This is a genomic window from Streptomyces sp. NPDC104761 (assembly GCF_055583445.1).
On the sequence record NZ_JBVJNZ010000032.1, the window covers coordinates 19,378 to 38,610 of the forward strand.

Below are 19,233 nucleotides of genomic sequence, written 5' to 3' on the forward strand. Positions count from 1 at the left end.
GTCACCGGGCTCGGGAGGCGCCGTTGGAGACGCTGATGAGAGGCCCGACCACCGCCTGGCCTGGCGCAATGCCCGGCCGCTTGCGGGCGGCAGGTCTGCATAACGTGGATGCGCGCATACGACGCCGAAGCCCTGGCCGGCACCACACGAACCCCGCTCGGGAGGATGGGTTGGACGACTTCGACGACGTGGGCGTCTTCCTCGGCCTGGACGTCGGCAAGAGCGCCCACCACGGGCACGGCCTCACCCCGGCCGGGAAGAAGGTCTTCGACAAGCAGCTGCCCAACAGCGAGCCGAAACTGCGGGTCGTCTTCGACAAGCTGGCCGCGAAGTTCGGCACCGTGCTGGTGATCGTGGATCAGCCCGCCTCGATCGGAGCTCTGCCCCTGACGGTCGCCCGGGACGCCGGCTGCAAGGTTTCCTACCTGCCCGGACTCTCGATGCGGCGGATCGCCGATCTCTACCCGGGCGAGGCGAAGACCGACGCCCGCGACGCGGCCGTGATCGCCGACGCCGCGAGGACGATGCCGCACACCCTGCGCTCGCTGGAACTGACCGACGAGATCACCGCAGAGCTGACCGTGCTGGTGGGCTTTGACCAGGACCTGGCGGCCGAAGCCACCCGCACCTCCAACCGGATACGCGGCCTGCTCACCCAGTTCCACCCCAGCCTGTCACGCGTCCTCGGACCGCGTCTGGACCACCCGGCCGTGACCTGGCTGCTGGAACGCTACGGATCCCCGGCAGCCCTGCGAAAAGCCGGTCGTCGCAGGCTCGTTGAAATCATCCGGCCCACCGCCCCGCGCATGGCTCAGCGACTGATCGACGAGGTCTTCGACGCCCTCGACGAGCAGACCGTCGTCGTCCCCGGGACCGGCACGCTCGACGTCGTGATCCCGTCGCTGGCCCGCTCGCTCGCGGCCGTCCACGAACAGCGACGAGCTCTGGAGACGCACATCGGACAGCTGCTGGAGGCTCACCCTCTTTCCGCGGTCCTGACCTCGCTTCCGGGGGGCGCGCTCAGGACCGCCGCCACTTTGCTGGTCACCGTCGGCGACGCAACCAGCTTCCCCACCGCCGCTCACCTGGCCTCCTACGCCGGCCTGGCACCGACGACGAAGTCGTCGGGGACCTCGATCCATGACGAACATGCGCCCAGAGGCGGCAACCGGCAGCTCAAGCGGGCGATGTTCCTGTCCGCGTTCGCCGCCCTGCACGATCCAGCCTCCCGCACCTACTACGACCGCTGCCGGGCCCGAGGAATGACCCACACCCAGGCACTTCTCCGCCTGGCCCGCCAGCGGATCAACGTGCTCTTCGCGATGCTCCGCGACGGCACCTTCTACGAACCCAGAACCCCACGCCCCGCTTGACGAAAGACATAGAAACACCCCCCGAAGAGCCCCGCGAATGTGTATGCGGTTGGCCGCGACCGGCCCCAGCCCGGGGCAGGTTAGGTCGGCGACGGTGTCGGGGGTGCTGCCGTCGGGGGCGGAGTCGCGGTCCCTGGAGATCTTTTCGCCGGTGACGGCGACAGAGCGCCAGAGCCGCGGCGAATGCCTGAGCCTGGTTTGCCAACTCAGTGTCTTGCGGGGCCGATTGTTGAACCGGTGCTCAATGACATGGAGGTCGTCAGCGGTGTACCGGTTCGTGCGCTTGGGCAGATACTGCCGATCACCTCGCCCGGCTGGAGGATGCCCTGGCCAGCGGCGATCGCTTCCGCCCCCTACGTCCGTCAACGCCCTGAGGAAAAGCACCGCGCCACCGCAGCGTTCCTCACCCGCCACGCCCCGGAGATCGCCGAGTGAAACGCGCCCTGCCCGGCACCGACACCGTCAAAGCCGCCATCGACACCATCCTTGCCGAGGCCGCGGCCCGTGGACGGTGCTCCATCATGACCGCGGTCGAGCGGCTCGACATTCCGCACGTCACCTCCCACCGGCACTACGCCGACCTGATCGACGTGAACTTCCGGCCTCGCGCCCCGACGACAGCCCAGCCTGCGACGCAGACAGAACACTCCGGTTCCGACGCCCATACGGAAGCCAACCTGAGTCGGCTGCGGAAGGAGAACACCGACCTGCGCCGCACTCTCGCTCTGTACAAGGAGGCCATCCGCCAACTCGCCGCCGAGAACGACGCCCTGCGCAGCGGCGGCACCGTTCTTCCATTGCGCAACCGCAGCACGTCCGCGCCACCCGGGCCGTGCGGCGCCCAGGCCAACCAGCCTGGCCACCTCGTCGTCGGTACTGCCGTCGATCGGGCTGACGTCCAGGTGGAGCCGGTTCTTCACGCTCTTGCCCTCGGGCACCCGGATGAACACCAAGGTGGGCGGCATCTGGCGGGCCCGGACCTCCTCGACGGTCGGCTCCCAGGAGCCGATCTCGACCTTGCCCTCGCTCCGGTCGATCACCTTGAAGCCCAGCACCGCGCACCAGAAGGCCGCGAGCCGCTCCGGATCGTGGCAGTCGACAATCAACTCGGTGAACCTACTGGTCATTACTCCCCAGACAGTGCGGACGAGGACTCAGCCTACGGGGCCGCGCCAACCCTCCGGTCTGGAATCGCTACGAGCACGAACCCTTGGAATCGATCATCTAGACGCACGGCAAGCCCTTCACGGGACGGGTGAGGGCAAGACGTTGTCGGCAATGTCCTTCGGGCGACGGCCGGCCGCTGGGGTGCGAACCAGGCCAGGGGGGCCGGCGGGTCTTCCGGCGGCTCGCCGTCGGAAGACCCGGAACAGCAACGGTCAGGGGCTGTCCTCCCCGCCCTCGGTGCCGCCGTTGGCCAGCCACTGCGCGTAGGCGATCGCGGCCAGGCGGGCCGAGAAGGCGTTGTCCCGTGCGGTGGCGGTCGTGACGGTGGCGGTGCCGCCGGCTGCGGTGAGGCCCGACGCCGGTGAGTACATCGCCTCGTGGAAGACCGACCCGCTGGGAGCCGAGGCCACGGTGAAGACGGGGTGGGCCGTTCCGCCGGCGAAGGACGTGGAGATGTAGTCGCCGACCATGGTGCCCTGTGTGGTGCTCGCCAGCCACGAGTGGGTCATCGGCCCGGCCAGCTGGGTCGGTGCCGTCCAGGTGGAGCCGCCGTTCGTCGAGGAGACGTATCCGACGTCCAACTGGCAGGTGGAAGCGGTGCAGTTGGCGACCGGGTGGTAGTAGTACGTCAGCGCCAGGTGCGCGGTGCTGCCCGAGGTGGCCGGGTCGACCGCGAGGCCGGGGATGAAGTGGTCGACGGTGCTGGTGGTCGCGTCGATCGGAATGCGGGCCACCGACGACCAGGTGGTGCCGTTGGTGGTCGTCGCCATCACGATGTCGTTGGAGGTGCAGGAACCCCCGCTCGCGCGGAAGCGACAGTCCTGCCAGACGACGTAGACCTTGCCCGCCGCGTCGATCTCGGCGGAGGGCAGCGGGCCGCTGCGCAGGGAGCCGCCGACGGTGAACGAGCTGACGGTGGCGACGGTGGCGGCGCTGGTCCAGGTGGAGCCGCCGTTGGTGGAGGTGAAGGCGCGGATCGCGGTCTCCGAGGCGTTGGAGATCGGAACGATTACGGTGCCGTTCGGCTGGACGACGGGCTGGCCGCCGAGACCGGTGGCGTTGTTGGCGGTGTTCTTCGACGCGCCCCAGGTGAGCCCGCCGTCGGAGGAGGTGGTCATCTTGATGCGGTCGCCGTCGCCGTTGTTGTCGTACTCGGTGTAGCAGTTGCCGTAGAAGGCGCTCGTCGAGGTGTTGTCGCAGACGATCCAGTTCTTGTCGAGGCTCGAACCGGTCGCGGTGACCACCGGATTGCTCCAGGTGAGACCGCCGTCGGTGGAACGGCTGGTGTAGACGACGGGCACGGTCACGGACGAGGTGATCGGGATGGAGGAGATCAGCCAGACGTTGTGCTTCGCGTCGTACGTCACCGACGCGTCGCTGACCCGTTGGTAGGTGCCGCCGGACTGGGTGGTGATGCCCGGCAGGAATCCCTTGGTCCAGGTGGCGCCGTTGTCGGCGGAGGTGGCGAAGCCGATGTTGGAGCCGCCGCCGTCGGTGAACCGGCCGACCTGGAAGGCGGAGACGACGGTGGAGCCGTAGGAGAAGGTGTCCGGCTCGACCTCGGTGGCGTGCTGGCTGGTGGAGTTGGTGTACGGGTCGGCGCTGATCTGGGTGAGGGCGGGAGCGGCGGTGGCGGCGGTCGTCGACAGGGCCAGCGCGCCGGCCGCGAGGGCCACCGTCACCAGGCCGGGTCTCGCGAGGCGGTGCAGCAGTGACGCCAGGGACATGATCCATTCCCTTTCCGAGAACGGGCACGTCCCGCATCGGTGCGTCACAGAGCGGGGACGGGAGCATGCCTCGTACACGTCCGCGCCATGGGGGGGCGGGTGGAGCCCGGCCGAACCGAACATCGTGCAGGACGTGCGTCAGGACGCTGACACCTTCCTGTGTTTCACATGGCCATGTCAATGCTCGTTTAATGCAACGCCGTTTGAAGCAGGATGAATTGACGCCCCCTTGACCCTCGGCCGCCCCGACGTCGGCCTCGCCGTCGCCTACTCCTACGCCGAAGCGCACGGACTCGTGCACCATCAGCGCCGGGCTGCATCCCAGTGGCCTGCCGCGCGAGCTCGTCGTCCTGCAGCAGACGGCCGACGACGCGCACCATCGCGCGCGGCCCCGCCGACGCGCGCGCGGAACACCAGCGGCGCCCGATCCCCTCGCGGCCGTCCAGGGCCTGTCCCACCCACCCACTGGGCGTAGAGGGGATGTCGGCCTCCCGACCGCGGCCTGACCAGCATGTGCGGTTTCGCGGTCAGGCCCGGCGGAGGGTGCGGGCGGTTGTCGGCGGGGATGTGGGCCTGGTCCACGGCGGTGTGGTCGCTTCGTGACCGTGGTCAGGCCCTCGTTGTCGATGGTCTGGTCGTGGCCGGCTGCTGCTGTGACCGGTATCCGCGGCGCCGGGCAGGACGGCGCCGCACCGGGCGGGAAGCGAGCAGATCCGTGATGATCGGCGTGGACGTGGGCAGCGGAGACCGGCTGGCCTTGGGTGTGATCGGCTGACGCAGTGCCGGATGGCCACCACCGAGCAGATGCACCGGGTGATCGCCCCCAAGGTGCGGATCGAGCAGACGGGGCGGCGGCTGGCCCGGCTGCACAGCGAGGGGCTGGCTGACCGCATCACCCTGCCGCAGGCCGGACGGATGCGGGTGTGGTTCCCCACCTCGTACGGTGTGCAGCTCGCTGCGAGTGGCCTGAGATGCGCGGGTGCCGGCCCTCCAGGACCGTGTCCGATCCGACCGCCGTGCGGCTGAAGGTGGGCCACACACTGACCGTGACCGAGACCGCGCTCCTCTTCCTCGAGGACGCCCGCCGCCGCGGCGACGTATGCGAGCCGCTGGACTGGATTCCCGAGGTCCACCACCCGATCAGGAGCGGCGAGGCCGTCATCCCCGACGCGCTCCTGTACTACCGGCACGGCCCCGCCGCCGACGGCGACCACGGGCCCATGCTGCGGGCGTTCGTGGAAGTCGACCGGGCCGCCCGTTCGTGGAAGTCGACCGGGCCACCATGGGCCCCGAACGCCTCGCCGCCAAGCTGACCGCGTACAACCGCCTCTACCACTACGTACCCACGGTCCCCGGACGGCGGCCGCCCCTCCAGGAACCGGCGGTTGAGGAATGGCGACGGCGCTACCCGCTCTTCCCCCGCCTCCTGTTCGTCCTGGACGGCACCGGACCCGCCGGTGCCGAGAACCGGATCAGCGCACTGCGCGCGGCGGCCGGGCTGCTGGCGCCGTCCCGCTTCCTGTACGACGTCCCCGTCCTGGCGGCGCCGCTGGCCGACCTGCTCCACCACGGCCCTCCGCACCCGTCTGGCACCCCGTCCACGACCCCGACCAGCACGTCCCCTGGACCGAATCCGGGCGTCGGCAGACATGAAGCGCGGCCGCCGCAGAGAGACGCCGGCCGCACGCTGACCAGCCATGGTCGGGGCCGGCACGACACAGCCGCAGCCATGGTCGGTCTCATGGTCAGGGCGAGGCAGGCACGGCGCCGGCCCTGGCCGAGGCGACGCAGTTGTTGCTGCCCTTCACCCTCCACAGCCCGCGCCCGACGGCACGCGGCAAGCCCCGCGAGTGCATCGCCCTCCAGCGCGGCCGGACATGACAGTGGCCCGCCCCCGTGAGTTCCGGGGCGGGCCACCGACGTGTGTGTGGTCGTGAAGGGCGGTCGCCTACGCGGCGAAAGGCACCATGAGGCATCGCCGGACGATCATCCTCATGCGCAATAGGTGAGGCCCGGGGACACTGTCCCCTCCGCGACCACGCTCTGTGCAACGCGGGCAGGCGGTAGAGCATTCCCGCCCAGGCGCACCAGGCGGCACCAGACGGGGCCGAGACGCGGGCGGGCGCCGGGGCCCCCGGGAGGGGCGGCGTGCGGGGGGGGGCGTCTGGGGCCGGGGACGCCGAGGACGACGCCCCGGACAACTTTTCCGGACGGGTGCGGGGCTGCTGCGGTGGTGAGGAGAGGCAGCGTGAGTCCGGTCTGTGCGGGTAGCGGGCTCGGGTTCCGGTCGGGCACGGGAAGGGCAATGAGCATCCCGGCAACCACCGGCCGCGGGACCGCGGCCAGGTGTTGCGAGTCGGTGGTGTCAGGGGTCGTGGGGCGTGGGCGCGGGGTCTGGCCGGTGGGTGGTGCGCCAACGGCCCGGCGGCGCCCCGTGGGTGCGGCGGAAGGCGGTGGAGAACGCGAATTCGCTGCTGTAGCCGACGCCGGCGGCGACGGCGGACACGGTGGCGTCCGTGCGCAGCAGGTCGTCCTCTGCGAGGCTCATGCGCAACTCGGTCAGGTACATGCCCGGGCTGGTCCCGACGACGTCCCGGAAGGCGGCGGTGAAGGCGGCGCGGGACATCGCGGCGGTGTGCGCCATGTCCTGCAGCGTCCACCTGTGCCCGGGACGCTCGTGCACCGCCCGGATCACGGCCGCCAGTCCCGGACGGGCCAACGCCCGGTACCAGCCGGGTGCCCGCCGCTCGTCCTGCTGCCACCATGCGCGCAGGGTGTACACGAGGTTGAGGTCCAGCAGCCGGTCGAGCAGCACCTGCTGGCCGGCGCCCTCCCCGCCGGCCTCGGCGTCGAGCATGCTGATCGCGTGGCGGTGCAGGGCGCTCTGCGACTGCGCCGGGACCTGCGTGAAGCGGGGCAGCGACTTCAGGAGGGCTGTCCCCACGCTCCCCTCGACGGTGTAGGCCCCGCAGATGATCGTGGACGCCGGCCCGGGTGACGGGTCGCCGCCCCGGTGACGGGCGTCAGCGATCTTCTCGGCCTCGGCACCGACGTCACTGACGAGGCGGTAGGGCTCCCCCGCGGTGGCGAGGACGACATCGCCGGGGCCCAGCCGGACCGGTTCCGCCTGTGCGCAGGTGAGCCACCCGGTGCCGTCGAGGAGGATGTGGGCGGTCAGCGGTCTTTTTCCGCTGAACTCCAGGCCCCAGGGGCTGACGCGGCGCAGGGTCGAGAAGACCGCGCCGCGCGCCCGGGCGCGGGCGAGTTGGTCGCTGAGGACGTCCACCTCGACCAGGTTAGACGATCGCGAATGTTTCATGGCCGATCACTCATTTGCCGTCGGAGACCGGTTCCGTAACGTCGAGGACATGGCACGTTTTCTCATCCTCGGTGGTAGCGGAAAAGTCGGCCGACGCCTCATGGGCGCGGTGCGGGCGCAGGGACACGACGCGGTTGCGGCAAGCAGGAACTCGGCGACGCGGTTCGACTGGGGGGACACTGCCACCTGGCAACCCGCGGTGGCAGGCGCCCGAGGTGTGTTCGTCGTCGGCCCGGGCTCCGCGGCGGACTGGAGCGGCCCGCTCACCGCGTTCCTCGAGACGGCGGCCGCGGCGGGCGTGGAGCACGCGGTGCTGCTGTCCTCGCGCGCGGTCGAGTTCCTCCCGGGCGGGGCGGTGGACCTGGCCGAGCGGGCGCTCGCGTCGGGGCCGGTCCCCTGGACGGTGCTGCGGCCCTCGCACTTCGCGCAGAACTTCACGGAGGCGATGTTCACCCCCGTCGACGGGCTGGTGCGCGCGCCGGCCGGCGGGGCGGCCGAACCGTTCGTCGACGTGCGGGACATCGCCGAGGTGGCCGCGAAGGTCCTGGCCGACGGCGCACCGGCCGGTGAGCGGATCGCCCTGTCGGGCCCCCGCGCGCTGACGTTCGACGAGGCGTCGGCCCTCCTGTCGGCCGCCTCCGGCATCGAGGTGCGCTACGAGGCCGAGCAGCCGGCCGCGCACGCCGCACGGCTGCGTGCGAACGGCACACCGGAAGGCTACGTACGGTGGCGGACAGCGATGCTGGAAGGCATCCGCACCGGAGCCGACGCCTACGTCTCGGACGGGGTCGAGCGGATCCTGGGCCGGCCGGCCACCACCTTCGAGGCCTGGGCCGCGCGCGAGGCGCCCGCCGCCTCATGGGCCACACGCCGTCCGGCGTGAACCGCCGGTCCCCCGAGGGGGACCGGCCCCCGCCCGCCCGTCAGCCCCGACACAGCCCCGGCAGGGTCAGCTGAGGATGCGGTGAAGTGCCGAGGCGGACAGCGGGATGCACACCGCGTTCACGCGGGCGGCCGGCCACAGGACCGCCCCGGCCGGCCCGGCACGCCCCCGGCCGGCCGTCGCCGTCAAGACCGGCAGCGCTCCGGTCCTGCAGCGTGACCTCACCAACCGCTACAAGGGCCATGGCGGCCGGCCGCCCGCCGAGACCGCCATCGGCAACCGGAACGAGCCGACCGCGACGCTGCTCGACGAGCGCCCCGACGCCGCCCTGCTGCGCGGCCCCCTGCTCGACCCCCTGCTCGACGCCCACCCCGACAGCGGGGTCCTGCTCACCGAACCCCGCACGGCCGTCCTGCCCGCCGGCCACCGCCCGGCAAGGGCGACCGCGCCGCACTGACCTGGACGGCGAACCGGTCCCCTGCCGGCCCGACACGACCGAGGAACAGCCTGCCTGCAACGCGGCCACCGACACCCGGACCGCCCACAACGTGCACGCACCACCCGGCCCCCGGGCGGAGAACACGGACCAGATGCCCGACGCGGCCGTCCCCGGCCAGACCGTCACCTTCCTGCCCGCCCCCTACACCGACTCCGCGGCCCGCCCCCGCCTGGCCCGCGTCCCATCAGCGCCACCAGCCCCCAGCACCGTCACCCCGGCCCGGCCCCGACCTGCCGCTCCCAGGCGGGAGCCGCGCCCGTACGTACCGCACTCGACGCCGCGGCACCGGCCAAGGCCACCGCGATGACACACACCTTCGGCGCCGCGACGCCCAGCCGCCGACCCAGCAGAGCGAACAGCACTCAAAGAAGCACTGCCGCCTGAGCACCACCGTCCGCGACAAGGCCCCACCGACCTGCCGCAGGAAACGGCTGCGGCCACCCCACCGGCGCCGTCCCGGAATGGTGATACACCTGCGACGAGAAGCCGCAGCGACCGCGCACGGCCCGACCCGCCGGCAGCCAGCCCAAGCGACCGGCCAAACGACCGACGCTCCCGGCCACACTCCCGCCCGAACTGAGCCGGACCGGACCAAGGTCCACGGTCACCGGCGCGGAGTCAGCCAGCCGCGCTCCTGGGCGAGTAGCGCGATCTGGAAGTGGTTGCGCGCACCCAAGGCCGTGCCGATGTCGCTGATGTCCTTCTGCACGGTGCGCCGGCTCACCCCCAGCGTGCGGGCGATCGAATCCTGCTTCATGCCGAGCGAGAGCAGCCGCAGGACCTCGCGTGCCCGCGGGTTCGGCGTGTCGGAGGCGGGGGCCGGCGGCACCGGGCGTCCCTCCTGTCCCCAGGGCACCCCGTGCGACCACAGGCTCTCGAACAGCGCCGCCAGCACGTGCAGCAGCGTCGGGGAGTGCACCAGCAGTGAGCCGGCCGCCGCGTCGTCCCGCCGCAGCGGCATGATCGCGGTGGTGCCGTCGAAAATCACCAGCTTCATCGGCAAGTTGCTGGACAGCCGCACCTCGCCCCCGATCTCGAGGCCGCGCCGCGCGGTCTCCAGCGATATCTCGTCGGTGAGGGTGTCACTGTCGTACACCGACCGGAAGCGGACGCCCGCGCGGATCGCCGTCGCCTGTACGGTCAGCCTGTCCGGCACCCCGTCGACCGCCGCCACGTACGGCGGCATCACCAGGTGAAGCACCTCGTGCCGGGCCGCTCGCAGCTGATGGGCGTAGCGCGCGGTGACCCGTTCCTCGGTGTCGAGAATCTCGAACTGGTCGGAAGCGAAACGGTGGTTGGTGGCCGAGATGTGCATCTCGTGCAGCAGCTCGGCGTGGGTCTCCAGACTCGCCAGCTCCTCGCGGCGCCGGGCCAGGAGGCTGCCGAGCGCCGGGCGCGGCGGGCTGGCGCTCCAGCGGCCCGCGTGACCGCTGACCCGGACGGCAAGCAATTCGGACTCCAGCAGCCGAAGGGCCCGGGCGGTAGCCGTTGTGGACGCGCCCAGGGCCGCCGCCGCTTCCGCGGGAGCCGTCTCCGGGTGTCCTACCAGGTACTCCAGGATCCGGCCCGCCAACGGCGGCAACCCCAGGCCGCTCCAGGGCACCTGCGGGATCTGCGGCACCTGCGGCTCCGCGGGCATCGGGCGGCCCCTGCTGTCGTTCACCGGTGGGAGTGCAGCGATCTTAACCCTGTGCCGCGCCCTCCGGTCCAGTGCGGGAGCGTTCCCACGACGCCCCGACCGGGTGCGTAAAGCAGCCCTAACTACAGCATTTCAGGGTCAAATTCCCTCCGGTACAACGCTCCTGCTTCGCGCCAAAGCGCAACTGCGCTCAGCCGCACCTGGAATTCCTTGTTCCCGTCGGCACAGCCGTCACAAGGTGTCAGCACCTTCTGCCGTGCACCCCGGTACACCGCCGCATCAACCCCCGATCACCCGGGCGTCACGCGGCGGCCGGACCGGCAGGAGCTGCCAGCGTCGGCAGACCCGCACCCGCGCCGCCCCCGAACTCCTCGCGCGCAAGGAGCACTTTGATGCACCGACAAGCAAGACAGGCAGTGGCCGCCCTGGCCCTGCTGGTCCCTCTGGTGACGGCCGGCCCAGCCGTCGCCGCGCCCGCCGGCGGCCCCGAACCGACCGCGCCCGCGCGCCACAGCCTGACCCTCGCCGACGGCTCGAAGGTGGCCTGGACAGACGACGGCACCGGCACTCTCACCGACTCGCGGGGCCGCACCCGCGCCTTCCCCGTGCCGCGCTCGGCAGGCCGCACCGGACTCGGGGCCACGATCAGCCCCTCCACCACCGCGATCACCGCACGTGCCCAGGCCACCCGCGGCGCCCCGTACACCCTCGGCACCAAGCGGGGCACTTCCGCCCAGCAGGCACCCGTGCAGCCGATGAACACCGGCCCCGTGAAGCTGACCGCGGCCACGAAAGCCGTATTGCGACAGGACGCCCGCAAGGCGCCGCAGCCGGGCGCGACCACCGGTCTGCCCGCCAACGACGGCCTCAGCACGTCCTTCCAGTCCTACCTCAACGCCCAGGGCGTGGATGCCGCAGGCGCCTTCGCGGACGCGGACACCTACCTGCATGCCCTGCCCGGCGCCGGACAGATCATCACCAACGTCTCCGTCGGCGACCTCACCGACCAGTCGATGGCCGACGACGGCGACGACTACGTGCGCGCGTACGGTCCCACCACCGTCATCAAGAACGGCCGGCGCTACCTCGACGAGCCGTCGATGCCCCTCATCCCGACCTATACGGCCGACAACGATGCCAAGCTGGATCCGCGCGGCTCGACCGAGGGCCAGGACCCGAACCTCGGCGAGGTTCTTCTCGACTTCTCGATGATGGCCCCTCTCCCCCACGACCAGCAGCGCCCCGGCGCCACCGGCAGCGGCGCCACCGACCTGCTCGGCCTGGCGCCCGGCGCCCAGTACCGCCTCGTCGTGCCGCAGGAGGCCAGTTACGAGGGCATCGCCGCCGCGCTGAAGGCCGCCGCGAACCAGAAACCCCGGCCGAGTGTCATCACCGCCAGTCTCGGCTTCGGCACCGACGAGTCGATCGGCTTCCCGGGCCGTTACCTGGAGGACGATCCGACGATCCGGGCCACCTTGACCTCCATCGTGAAGTCCGGCATCGCCGTGGTCGTCTCCTCCAACGACGGCACCCGGCTCGCCCTGCCCGTCTCCGTCGGCCCCGACGGCGGCAGCACCCCGACCGACACCACCGGCAAGGCGAGCGCCCAGACCGACATCGACGACGTGGAGCCCACCTCCACGCCCTCCAAGGTGGTCGACAGCGGCGTCATCGCGGCCGGCGCCACCACCACCGACGACACCCTGAGCTCCGCCGACACCCGGCAGGGCGTCTACCCGACGACCCGCTACAACGGCTCCGCCGGCTACTCCTCCGGCTTCGGCACCCGCGTCGACCTCGCCGCCCCCGGCGACAACCTGCCGTCCTTGATGCACGTGTGCACCTCCAGCCCCTGCGCGGCGCAGGACGTCGAGGTCGTGCTGAACGGCGGCACCTCCGCCTCCGCACCGGAGATCGCCGCCGCCGTGGCCGACGTGCTCCAGGCCGCCAAGGCGACCCACCAATCTCTGACGCCGCGTCAGGTCCGGGACCTGCTCGTCTCCACGGGCAACTCCATCGCCCAGCCCCCGCAGGCCGACCGGCCGCTCACCATGGGCACCCAGCTCGATGTGACCCGCGCCGTGGAGAAGGTCCTCGCCAAGCGCTACCGCATCGCGCCCAGGCCCGTGCGTCTGTCGGTGGCTCAGCGGCAGCTGCTGCCCACGCAGTCCGGCACCGCGTTCACCGAGTCCACCGACCCCACGGCGATCGACCTGTCGGGCCCCGTCGACGGCAACGGCACGCCCTCCGGCCAGAACGCCGTCTCTCCGATCACGCTCGGCCTGGACATGGCCGGAGACCGCAGTGGCCTGACCTACCGGGTGAAGATCGGCGACAAGGGCGTGTTCACCACCAGGACACCCAGCCTGCGCCTCATGCCCGCCCAACTGCTGGGCGCCGCCGGGCTGCCGCTCGTCTCCGCCACCGCCCGCAGCGTGCCCGTCACCTTCCAGGCGCTGCGCGGCGGCAAGGTGACCGGCGCGCTCTCGCAGCGTCTGACCTTCCTCCCCGACGACGGCACCTACGCGCAGGCGCTCGCCCCCACGGTGCCCGGCACTGCCCCGCTCGGCCGGTCCGTCACCGTCTCCTACGACCTCACCGGCGTCCGCGATCTGGACGACCCGCGGCTGGTGCTGTCCTCCGTGGGCCACTACACGCCCAGCGCGGCAGTCGACGACTTCAACGTCCAGTGGTCCACCCCGCTCACCCGGACCAAGGGCACCGTGACGATCCCCGCATCCGCGTTCACGGCAGGCGGCGCCGGACTCTACGGCGTCGGCATCCAGCAGGCCGACCTCTACGGAGTGCTCCCCGTCTACGGCGACTTCCGCGCCCTGCGCGTCGGCCCAGGTGCCGGCGAACGGCCCGACGCCCCGCTGCTGTCCACGGACGGCTACACCCGCGCGCATGCCGCCGACACTGCCCGTAGCGCGCCGAAGGCGACCGTGAACTGGGACGCGACCGGCGTGTCGGGCGCGGACGGCGCCGAGTTCGAGGTGATGTCGCCCGGGCCCACGCTGTACGGCTCGCTGAACACCGCCACCAACCAGAACGGAAGCCACCACGACGACGACGGTTTCAACCACCCGTCCACGCTCACCGTCACACTGCCCGCGGTGAAGGGCCACACCGTGCTGGACCTGTCGGCGCTCGGACTGCCGACCGGACTGCAGTACCCGGTGCGGGTACTCGCGACCCGGCACGGCTCACCGATCGGCCAGGCGTCCCCGACGTCCTTCCTGCAGTACCGCGACGGGGATCCGGTCGCCGGCACCGTGGAGAGCTTCACCGTCTCGGGCGGCAAGGCGCTGGTCTCCACCGACTCCTTCACCCTGACGGGTGGCGACGAGGTGTACCACCTGGACCGTTCCGCCACCACCGGCTACGACCTCACCACCGGCACCGTCGGGGCCTCCTTCGCCGAGTCCACCGACGGGCAGACGATGCAGGAGGTCCTCGGTACCGACCCGGCCGGCGGCCACGCTCTGATCATCCACACCCCGTTCGCCGGCTCGGAGGCCTCCATCGACGTGGAGAACCCCGCTACCGGTGCCCCGGTGAAGGTCACCGCGCTCTCCGATCTGATCGGCGGCACCGCCTATCTCGAGGGCGGCACCGTGGACCCGGTCCGCCACCGCGGCCTGGTCACCACCTACGAGCCCGACAGCGGCCTCAGCCGCGTCTGGCCGGTGGACATGAAGACCGGACGGGTCGGTAAGTCGCTGGCCCTGAACCCGGACAACCTGTACCGCTCCTACAACAGCGTCTCGGTGGACGCCTCCACCGGCGAGGTCTTCGTCGCCACCGGCGGAACGATGGGCCCGTGCCTGGGCGGCCGCGTCCCCTACGGCGCGGTGGGCGCGGACTTCGGCACCGGCACCGTCACACCCGTCACCTCGCTACCGCTGTGCGTGTCGGCGCTGCTGCCCGACGGCAGGGGCGACAAGGTCTACGCCGCCATCGGTGCCGCCCAGCCCAACCCCGAGGGCGGCGAGTTCCCCACCAGCACCTGGCTGACCGCCGACCAGAAGACGCTGACCCCGTCCACCACCGTCGACACCGGCACCCGCGGCCCGGTCTGGCCGGCCCTGGACAGCACCCACCAGGTCGCCGTGGAGGCGAGCCTCTACGAGAGCGGAGTCGAGACCGACAACAACGCCATGAGCGAGATCACCGTGCTGAACCCGGCGACCGGCGAGGTGCTGGCACGCCACGCAGTGGCCAACCTCGTGGCCTCCACCATCGCCGGTTCCAACTTCGACTTCACCGGCCGTCAGGGACTCTTCCTCGACCCGCACACCCGCACGGGCTGGGTCGTGAACGGTTGGGGCACGGGACTGGAGCGGTTCTCCTACTGACGTCCGGGCCAAGGCCGGGCCCGAACCGCACGTCGGGCCCGCGCCGTACCCGCGGCCATGTGTCCGACGTCATCGCGGGCACGGCGGCAGCCGCCGGACGCAGGCAGGTCCTGACTCCCCGTCCGTTCCTGGACGGGGACCGGTCTCTCGGGCGCGTCCGTGACGATGCCCGATCCGGCGGCTGCCGCACCGTCCCCGACTCCCTCTGGTCCAGCCGCCGTAGGAGCCTCGGCCCTGCGAGTGTCCGCACACACGGCAGGCAGGTGGTCCAGAGTTCAATTACTTACTTGTCCGTGTGCCGATGATCAGATTCGGTCCACCAGTGATCCAGGAGTGAGTGTGCATTATCTGTTCGCGCGAAGATCGGGTGCTTGGGCAGCTGCGGTCCTCGCCGCCGCGCTGACCGTCCCCGGGACGGCCCACGGCGCGACGCCTCGTCCGGCCCCGCAAGCCGTCGGCGACGGGTCCCCCGGAGCGGGCGGCCTGCCGGTCACGGTGACGGTGACGCTGATCACCGGCGACAGGGTGACGGCGATTCAGGAGCCTGACGGATCGGTGTCGGTGGACGACATCAAAGGTGTGACCGGAGCGGAGGCCTCGGCACGCGTCGTGGTCGAGGGCCGGGACACCTTCGTGTATCCCGACAGCGCCATGCCCTACATCGCGGCGGGACGGCTCGACAAGCAGCTCTTCGACATCACCCAGTTGACGGCCCAGGGTTACGACGACGCCCACATGAGCGCCCTCCCGTTGATCGTCACGCACACTCCGGCCGGGAGCGGTGCCCCCGGCGGGCGGCTGCGGTCCGACGGTCCGCTGCCGGGCGCGAGAACGACCCTTGCTCTCCCGTCCGTCCACGGAGAGGCCGTCGAGGCTCGGCGGTCGACGGCACCCGTCTTCTGGGACGCTCTGACCGACGACGGCGGACGGGCCGCCCTGCGGACGGCGGGGAGGATCGACGCGGCTTCCGGCGGTACGACGGGACCCTCCTTCGCGGCGGGTGTCGACAAGGTGTGGCTCGACGGCAGGGCGCGGGCGGACCTCGCGGACACCACGGCGCAGATTGGCGCCCCCGCGGCGTGGAAAGCGGGGGCGACCGGCGCGGGCGTCCGGGTGGCGGTGCTCGACTCGGGTGTGGACGCCACACATCCGGATCTGGCCGACCGCATTGTGGGGGCTCGTAGTTTCGTCGAGGGAGAGGACGTCGCCGACCGCAACGGACATGGGACGCACACCGCGTCCACGGTGGCCGGAACGGGAGCCGCCTCCGGCGGAAAGGAGCGCGGAGTCGCCCCCGGCGCAGACCTGATAGTCGGCAAGGTCCTGGACGACAGCGGATCGGGCCCCATATCCGGCATCATCGCCGGCATGGAGTGGGCGGCACGGACCGAGCACGCCAAGGTCATCAACATGAGCCTGGGCACGCCGGCGTGGCACACCCAGGACGACCCGCTGAGTCAAGCGGTCAACCAGCTCAGTGCGGAGACCGGTGCCCTCTTCGTCATCGCCGCGGGCAACTCGGGGAACAACCCGTACAGCGTCAGCGCACCGGGAACGGCGGACGCCGCTCTCACCGTCGGCGCGGTGGACGCCACCGACCACCTCGCGGACTTCTCCAGCGCGGGACCGCGGATGAACGACGACGCTCTCAAGCCCGACCTCACCGCTCCGGGGGTGGACGTACTGGCCGCCCGCTCGCAGCTGATGAGCTCGGGCGAGGGCTACTACCGTACGGACAGCGGCACTTCGATGGCCGCGCCGCATGTCGCCGGGGCAGCGGTGCTGCTGGCCCAGAAGCATCCGACCTGGACCGGCCGGCAGCTCAAGGACGCTCTGATGAGCACCAGCGCCCGCACCCCCGGCTACAGCCCCTACCAGGCCGGCACCGGCCGACTCGACGTGGGCACGGCGTACCTTCAGGACCAGGTCGTCGCGAGCGGGTCCGTCGACGCGGGGCTCGTCCCCTGGTCGAAGGACCGCAAGCCGAAGCCGGTGAAGCGGCAGATCACCTACACCAACACGACCGGGCACCCGATCACCCTGCGCCTCCAGGTGGACCGCGGAGACGCACCCGCGGGGGCGTTCACCCTCGCGGCCGACCGGGTCACGGTGCCGGCGCGCGGAACCTCGACGGTGACCCTCGTGGCAGATCCCCGGGGGCTGCGGCCGGGACAGTACGCCGCCCAGGTCACCGCCGGCTTCGCGACCGGCTCCGTGCACACCGCCGCGGGCCTGTCCGTCGAGTCCGAGAAGTACGGTCTGACGGTTCACCTCAAGGACCGCGCGGGCAAGCCCGTCAGCGGCGAGGTCGAGATCACGGGAGCCGACGGGAAGACCACGATCATGTGGGTCCCGAACGGCACTCTCACCAGCCGCTGGGCCCCCGGCTCCTACACCGTCGTCTCCACCTTGGACGTGCCGGGCCGCAACGGACCGCACTCCCTGGGATACGCCGTACTCGCCGCTCCCGAGCTGAAGCTGACGTCCGACATGAACGTCGACCTGGACGCGTCACACCTCCGCCGGATCAAGGTGGCCACGCCGAAGCCGACTTCGGTCACCACCGCCAGGATCGACCTGTACCGTTCCTTCACCTCCAGCCGGCCGACGCCCGCCGACGACCGGGCGCTGCACGAGATCCTCATGCCCTCACCGGCGTACGACAGCCTCTGGGCGCTTCCCAGCAAGGGCAAGGTGACCCAGGGCTGTTTCGTCTTCACCACCCGGATCCGTGCCAAGCAGACGCCGCTGACCATCACCTACGGCGGGCACCGTCTGGATGAGGCATTGCTGGTCCAACCGGGATCCGCGTCGTTCCACGACGGCTCCGCACACGTGGACGCGGTCTTCGCCGGCAACGGCGCGCCCGCCGACTACACCGGCCTGCACGCCCGCGGCAAAGCCGTCGTCGTGCGCCGCAGTGACGAGGTGACGCCGGCGGACCAGGCGGCCGCGGCGCATGCGGCGTCAGCGGCCATGCTCCTCGTCGTCAACGACGGCGACGGCCGTGGGTACGACTGGTACGGCGATCGGGACCGGACGACAACCGGCCCCCTCCCGGTCGCCTCGGTCGCCCAGGACGACGGAGAACGCCTGATCCGCACCCTCACGGCCGCCGGAAAGAGGAGGGCCGGTCTGGCAGTCGAAGCCCACCCCGCACCGGCGTACCTGTACGACCTGGCCGACTACCATCGGGGAGGAGTGCCGCAGGACCCCTCGCCGGACACGGACCCCGGCAGCCTCGCCCGCATCGACAACACCTTCTCCGCGCCCGCCGGCAAGCAGATCCTCGAGAGCCGGGAAGACAGCCCGTCGTACGAGTACTGGCCTGCCGCCTACCCCTACGCCGTGTACGGGGGAACGCGCGTTCCTCCCTTCCCGCGGGAACCGGTGACCGCCCGGCACCGCACCGACTGGGTCTCCGCCGGAAACGGCGTCACATGGCAGCAGTACGCGTCCATCGACGGATGGTCGACCTTCACCGACATCACGAGCTACCGACCGCGCAGCGTCCAGGGCGAGCACTGGTTCGGCCCGATCACCCGGCCGCGGATGCTCAGCTTCGAGGTGCCGCACCGTGTCGGAGACGCCATGGGCGGCACACTCGCGGGATTCGGCGACGGGGGGTCCGCCCACAGCGGTGACACGGGTCTGATGTCCCGGAGCTTCGCGCTCTACCAGGGCGACAGGCTCCTGATGCAGAACGGCCCGCGGCCCGACTTCGGAGTCGGCGACCTCGCACCCCAGAAGCTGCCGTACCGGCTCGTCGCCGACACGCAGGGAAACCCCGACCTGACCCCCTACTCCTCGACCACGCACACGGAGTGGACGTTCGTCTCCGGCAGCGCCGAAAATCAAGCCATCCCTCTGGCCCAACTCGACTACGGAACGGACCTGGACGACAAGGGGCGTGCGGCACGCACCTCGGACTTCTCGGTCGACCCCGTCGTGGTCGGCAGCGACGCCGCGAAGGACGCCGTCTCAGCGGTCGGACTGGAGGTGTCCTATGACGACGGCGCCTCCTGGCACCGGCAAGTCCTGAAGGACGACCAGGGCTCATGGCGGACCCGGCTCCACGCCCCGGCCCGGGCGACCTACGTGTCCATCCGCGTCACGGCCGAGCAGCGAAACGGCGGCGGTGTCCGGCAGACCATCAACCGGGCCTTCGGTCTTAGACGTTGTTTCTTATGGTGCGTCTGAACACGCACGCTGGAGGGCATCGAAGGCTGCGCCGGCGGAGTCGGCAGGGAAAAGCCGCAGGACGGTGG

At 71.3% G+C, this 19,233-nt stretch carries 10 protein-coding genes and 1 pseudogene; 7 read left to right on the forward strand and 4 right to left on the reverse strand.

The window, feature by feature from the left end:
• Window positions 1-170: 170 nt before the first annotated feature.
• Window positions 171-1,373 carry an IS110 family RNA-guided transposase gene (locus ACZ63F_RS42175; RefSeq protein WP_469719298.1) on the forward strand — a complete coding sequence of 401 codons (1,203 nt, stop codon included), beginning with the start codon at window positions 171-173 and terminating at the stop codon, window positions 1,371-1,373.
• Window positions 1,374-2,203: 830 nt separating this feature from the next.
• Here the strand turns inward: ACZ63F_RS42175 and ACZ63F_RS42180 are convergent.
• Both ACZ63F_RS42180 and ACZ63F_RS42185 read right to left on the reverse strand, forming a co-directional pair.
• Window positions 2,204-2,500: pseudogene (locus ACZ63F_RS42180) on the reverse strand (VOC family protein); the annotation flags it as partial.
• A gap of 252 nt (window positions 2,501-2,752) precedes the next feature.
• Window positions 2,753-4,267: an exo-alpha-sialidase gene (locus ACZ63F_RS42185; RefSeq protein WP_469719299.1), complete on the reverse strand. Its 1,515-nt coding sequence runs from the start codon at window positions 4,265-4,267 to the stop codon at window positions 2,753-2,755.
• Window positions 4,268-5,053: 786 nt separating this feature from the next.
• On the opposite strand from ACZ63F_RS42185, the gene ACZ63F_RS42190 reads away from it, so the two are divergent.
• The gene (locus ACZ63F_RS42190; RefSeq protein WP_469719301.1) at window positions 5,054-5,293 is read left to right on the forward strand and encodes a hypothetical protein; all 240 of its coding nucleotides are present in this window, start codon (window positions 5,054-5,056) and stop codon (window positions 5,291-5,293) included.
• A complete protein-coding gene (locus tag ACZ63F_RS42195) occupies window positions 5,266-5,580 on the forward strand; it encodes a replication-relaxation family protein (protein ID WP_469719302.1) in 315 nt (104 codons plus the stop codon). Before ACZ63F_RS42190 ends, ACZ63F_RS42195 begins: the two co-directional genes overlap by 28 nt.
• A 1,052-nt stretch (window positions 5,581-6,632) precedes the next feature.
• Here ACZ63F_RS42195 and ACZ63F_RS42200 read toward each other — a convergent pair.
• On the reverse strand, window positions 6,633-7,586 hold the full coding sequence (locus ACZ63F_RS42200) for an AraC family transcriptional regulator (protein WP_469719304.1): 954 nt from the start codon (window positions 7,584-7,586) through the stop codon (window positions 6,633-6,635).
• A gap of 49 nt (window positions 7,587-7,635) precedes the next feature.
• Between ACZ63F_RS42200 and ACZ63F_RS42205 the strand changes: the two genes are divergently transcribed.
• Both ACZ63F_RS42205 and ACZ63F_RS42210 read left to right on the forward strand, forming a co-directional pair.
• Window positions 7,636-8,469 carry an NAD(P)H-binding protein gene (locus tag ACZ63F_RS42205; protein WP_469719306.1) on the forward strand — a complete coding sequence of 278 codons (834 nt, stop codon included), beginning with the start codon at window positions 7,636-7,638 and terminating at the stop codon, window positions 8,467-8,469.
• A gap of 106 nt (window positions 8,470-8,575) precedes the next feature.
• A complete protein-coding gene (locus tag ACZ63F_RS42210) occupies window positions 8,576-8,926 on the forward strand; it encodes a hypothetical protein (RefSeq protein WP_469719307.1) in 351 nt (116 codons plus the stop codon).
• 646 nt (window positions 8,927-9,572) lie between these two features.
• Here the strand turns inward: ACZ63F_RS42210 and ACZ63F_RS42215 are convergent.
• Window positions 9,573-10,631: a helix-turn-helix transcriptional regulator gene (locus ACZ63F_RS42215; protein ID WP_469719309.1), complete on the reverse strand. Its 1,059-nt coding sequence runs from the start codon at window positions 10,629-10,631 to the stop codon at window positions 9,573-9,575.
• Between the two features lie 368 nt (window positions 10,632-10,999).
• Here ACZ63F_RS42215 and ACZ63F_RS42220 point away from each other — a divergent pair, with 368 nt between their 5' ends.
• Both ACZ63F_RS42220 and ACZ63F_RS42225 read left to right on the forward strand, forming a co-directional pair.
• A complete protein-coding gene (locus ACZ63F_RS42220) occupies window positions 11,000-14,965 on the forward strand; it encodes a S8 family serine peptidase (protein WP_469719311.1) in 3,966 nt (1,321 codons plus the stop codon).
• A 339-nt stretch (window positions 14,966-15,304) separates the two neighbouring features.
• Window positions 15,305-19,165, forward strand: coding sequence for a S8 family serine peptidase (locus ACZ63F_RS42225; protein WP_469719313.1), 3,861 nt, complete (start codon window positions 15,305-15,307; stop codon window positions 19,163-19,165).
• The last annotated feature ends 68 nt before the right edge of the window (window positions 19,166-19,233 follow it).

What these genes read in the sequence shown, in the direction of transcription:
- ACZ63F_RS42185 (WP_469719299.1), bottom strand. Translation starts at nt 4,267, where the DNA reads ATGTCCCTGGCGTCACTGCTGCACCGCCTCGCGAGACCCGGCCTGGTG.
- ACZ63F_RS42210 (WP_469719307.1), top strand. Translation starts at nt 8,576, where the DNA reads ATGCACACCGCGTTCACGCGGGCGGCCGGCCACAGGACCGCCCCGGCC.
- ACZ63F_RS42220 (WP_469719311.1), top strand. Translation starts at nt 11,000, where the DNA reads ATGCACCGACAAGCAAGACAGGCAGTGGCCGCCCTGGCCCTGCTGGTC.
- ACZ63F_RS42205 (WP_469719306.1), top strand. Translation starts at nt 7,636, where the DNA reads ATGGCACGTTTTCTCATCCTCGGTGGTAGCGGAAAAGTCGGCCGACGC.
- ACZ63F_RS42200 (WP_469719304.1), bottom strand. Translation starts at nt 7,586, where the DNA reads ATGAAACATTCGCGATCGTCTAACCTGGTCGAGGTGGACGTCCTCAGC.
- ACZ63F_RS42190 (WP_469719301.1), top strand. Translation starts at nt 5,054, where the DNA reads ATGGCCACCACCGAGCAGATGCACCGGGTGATCGCCCCCAAGGTGCGG.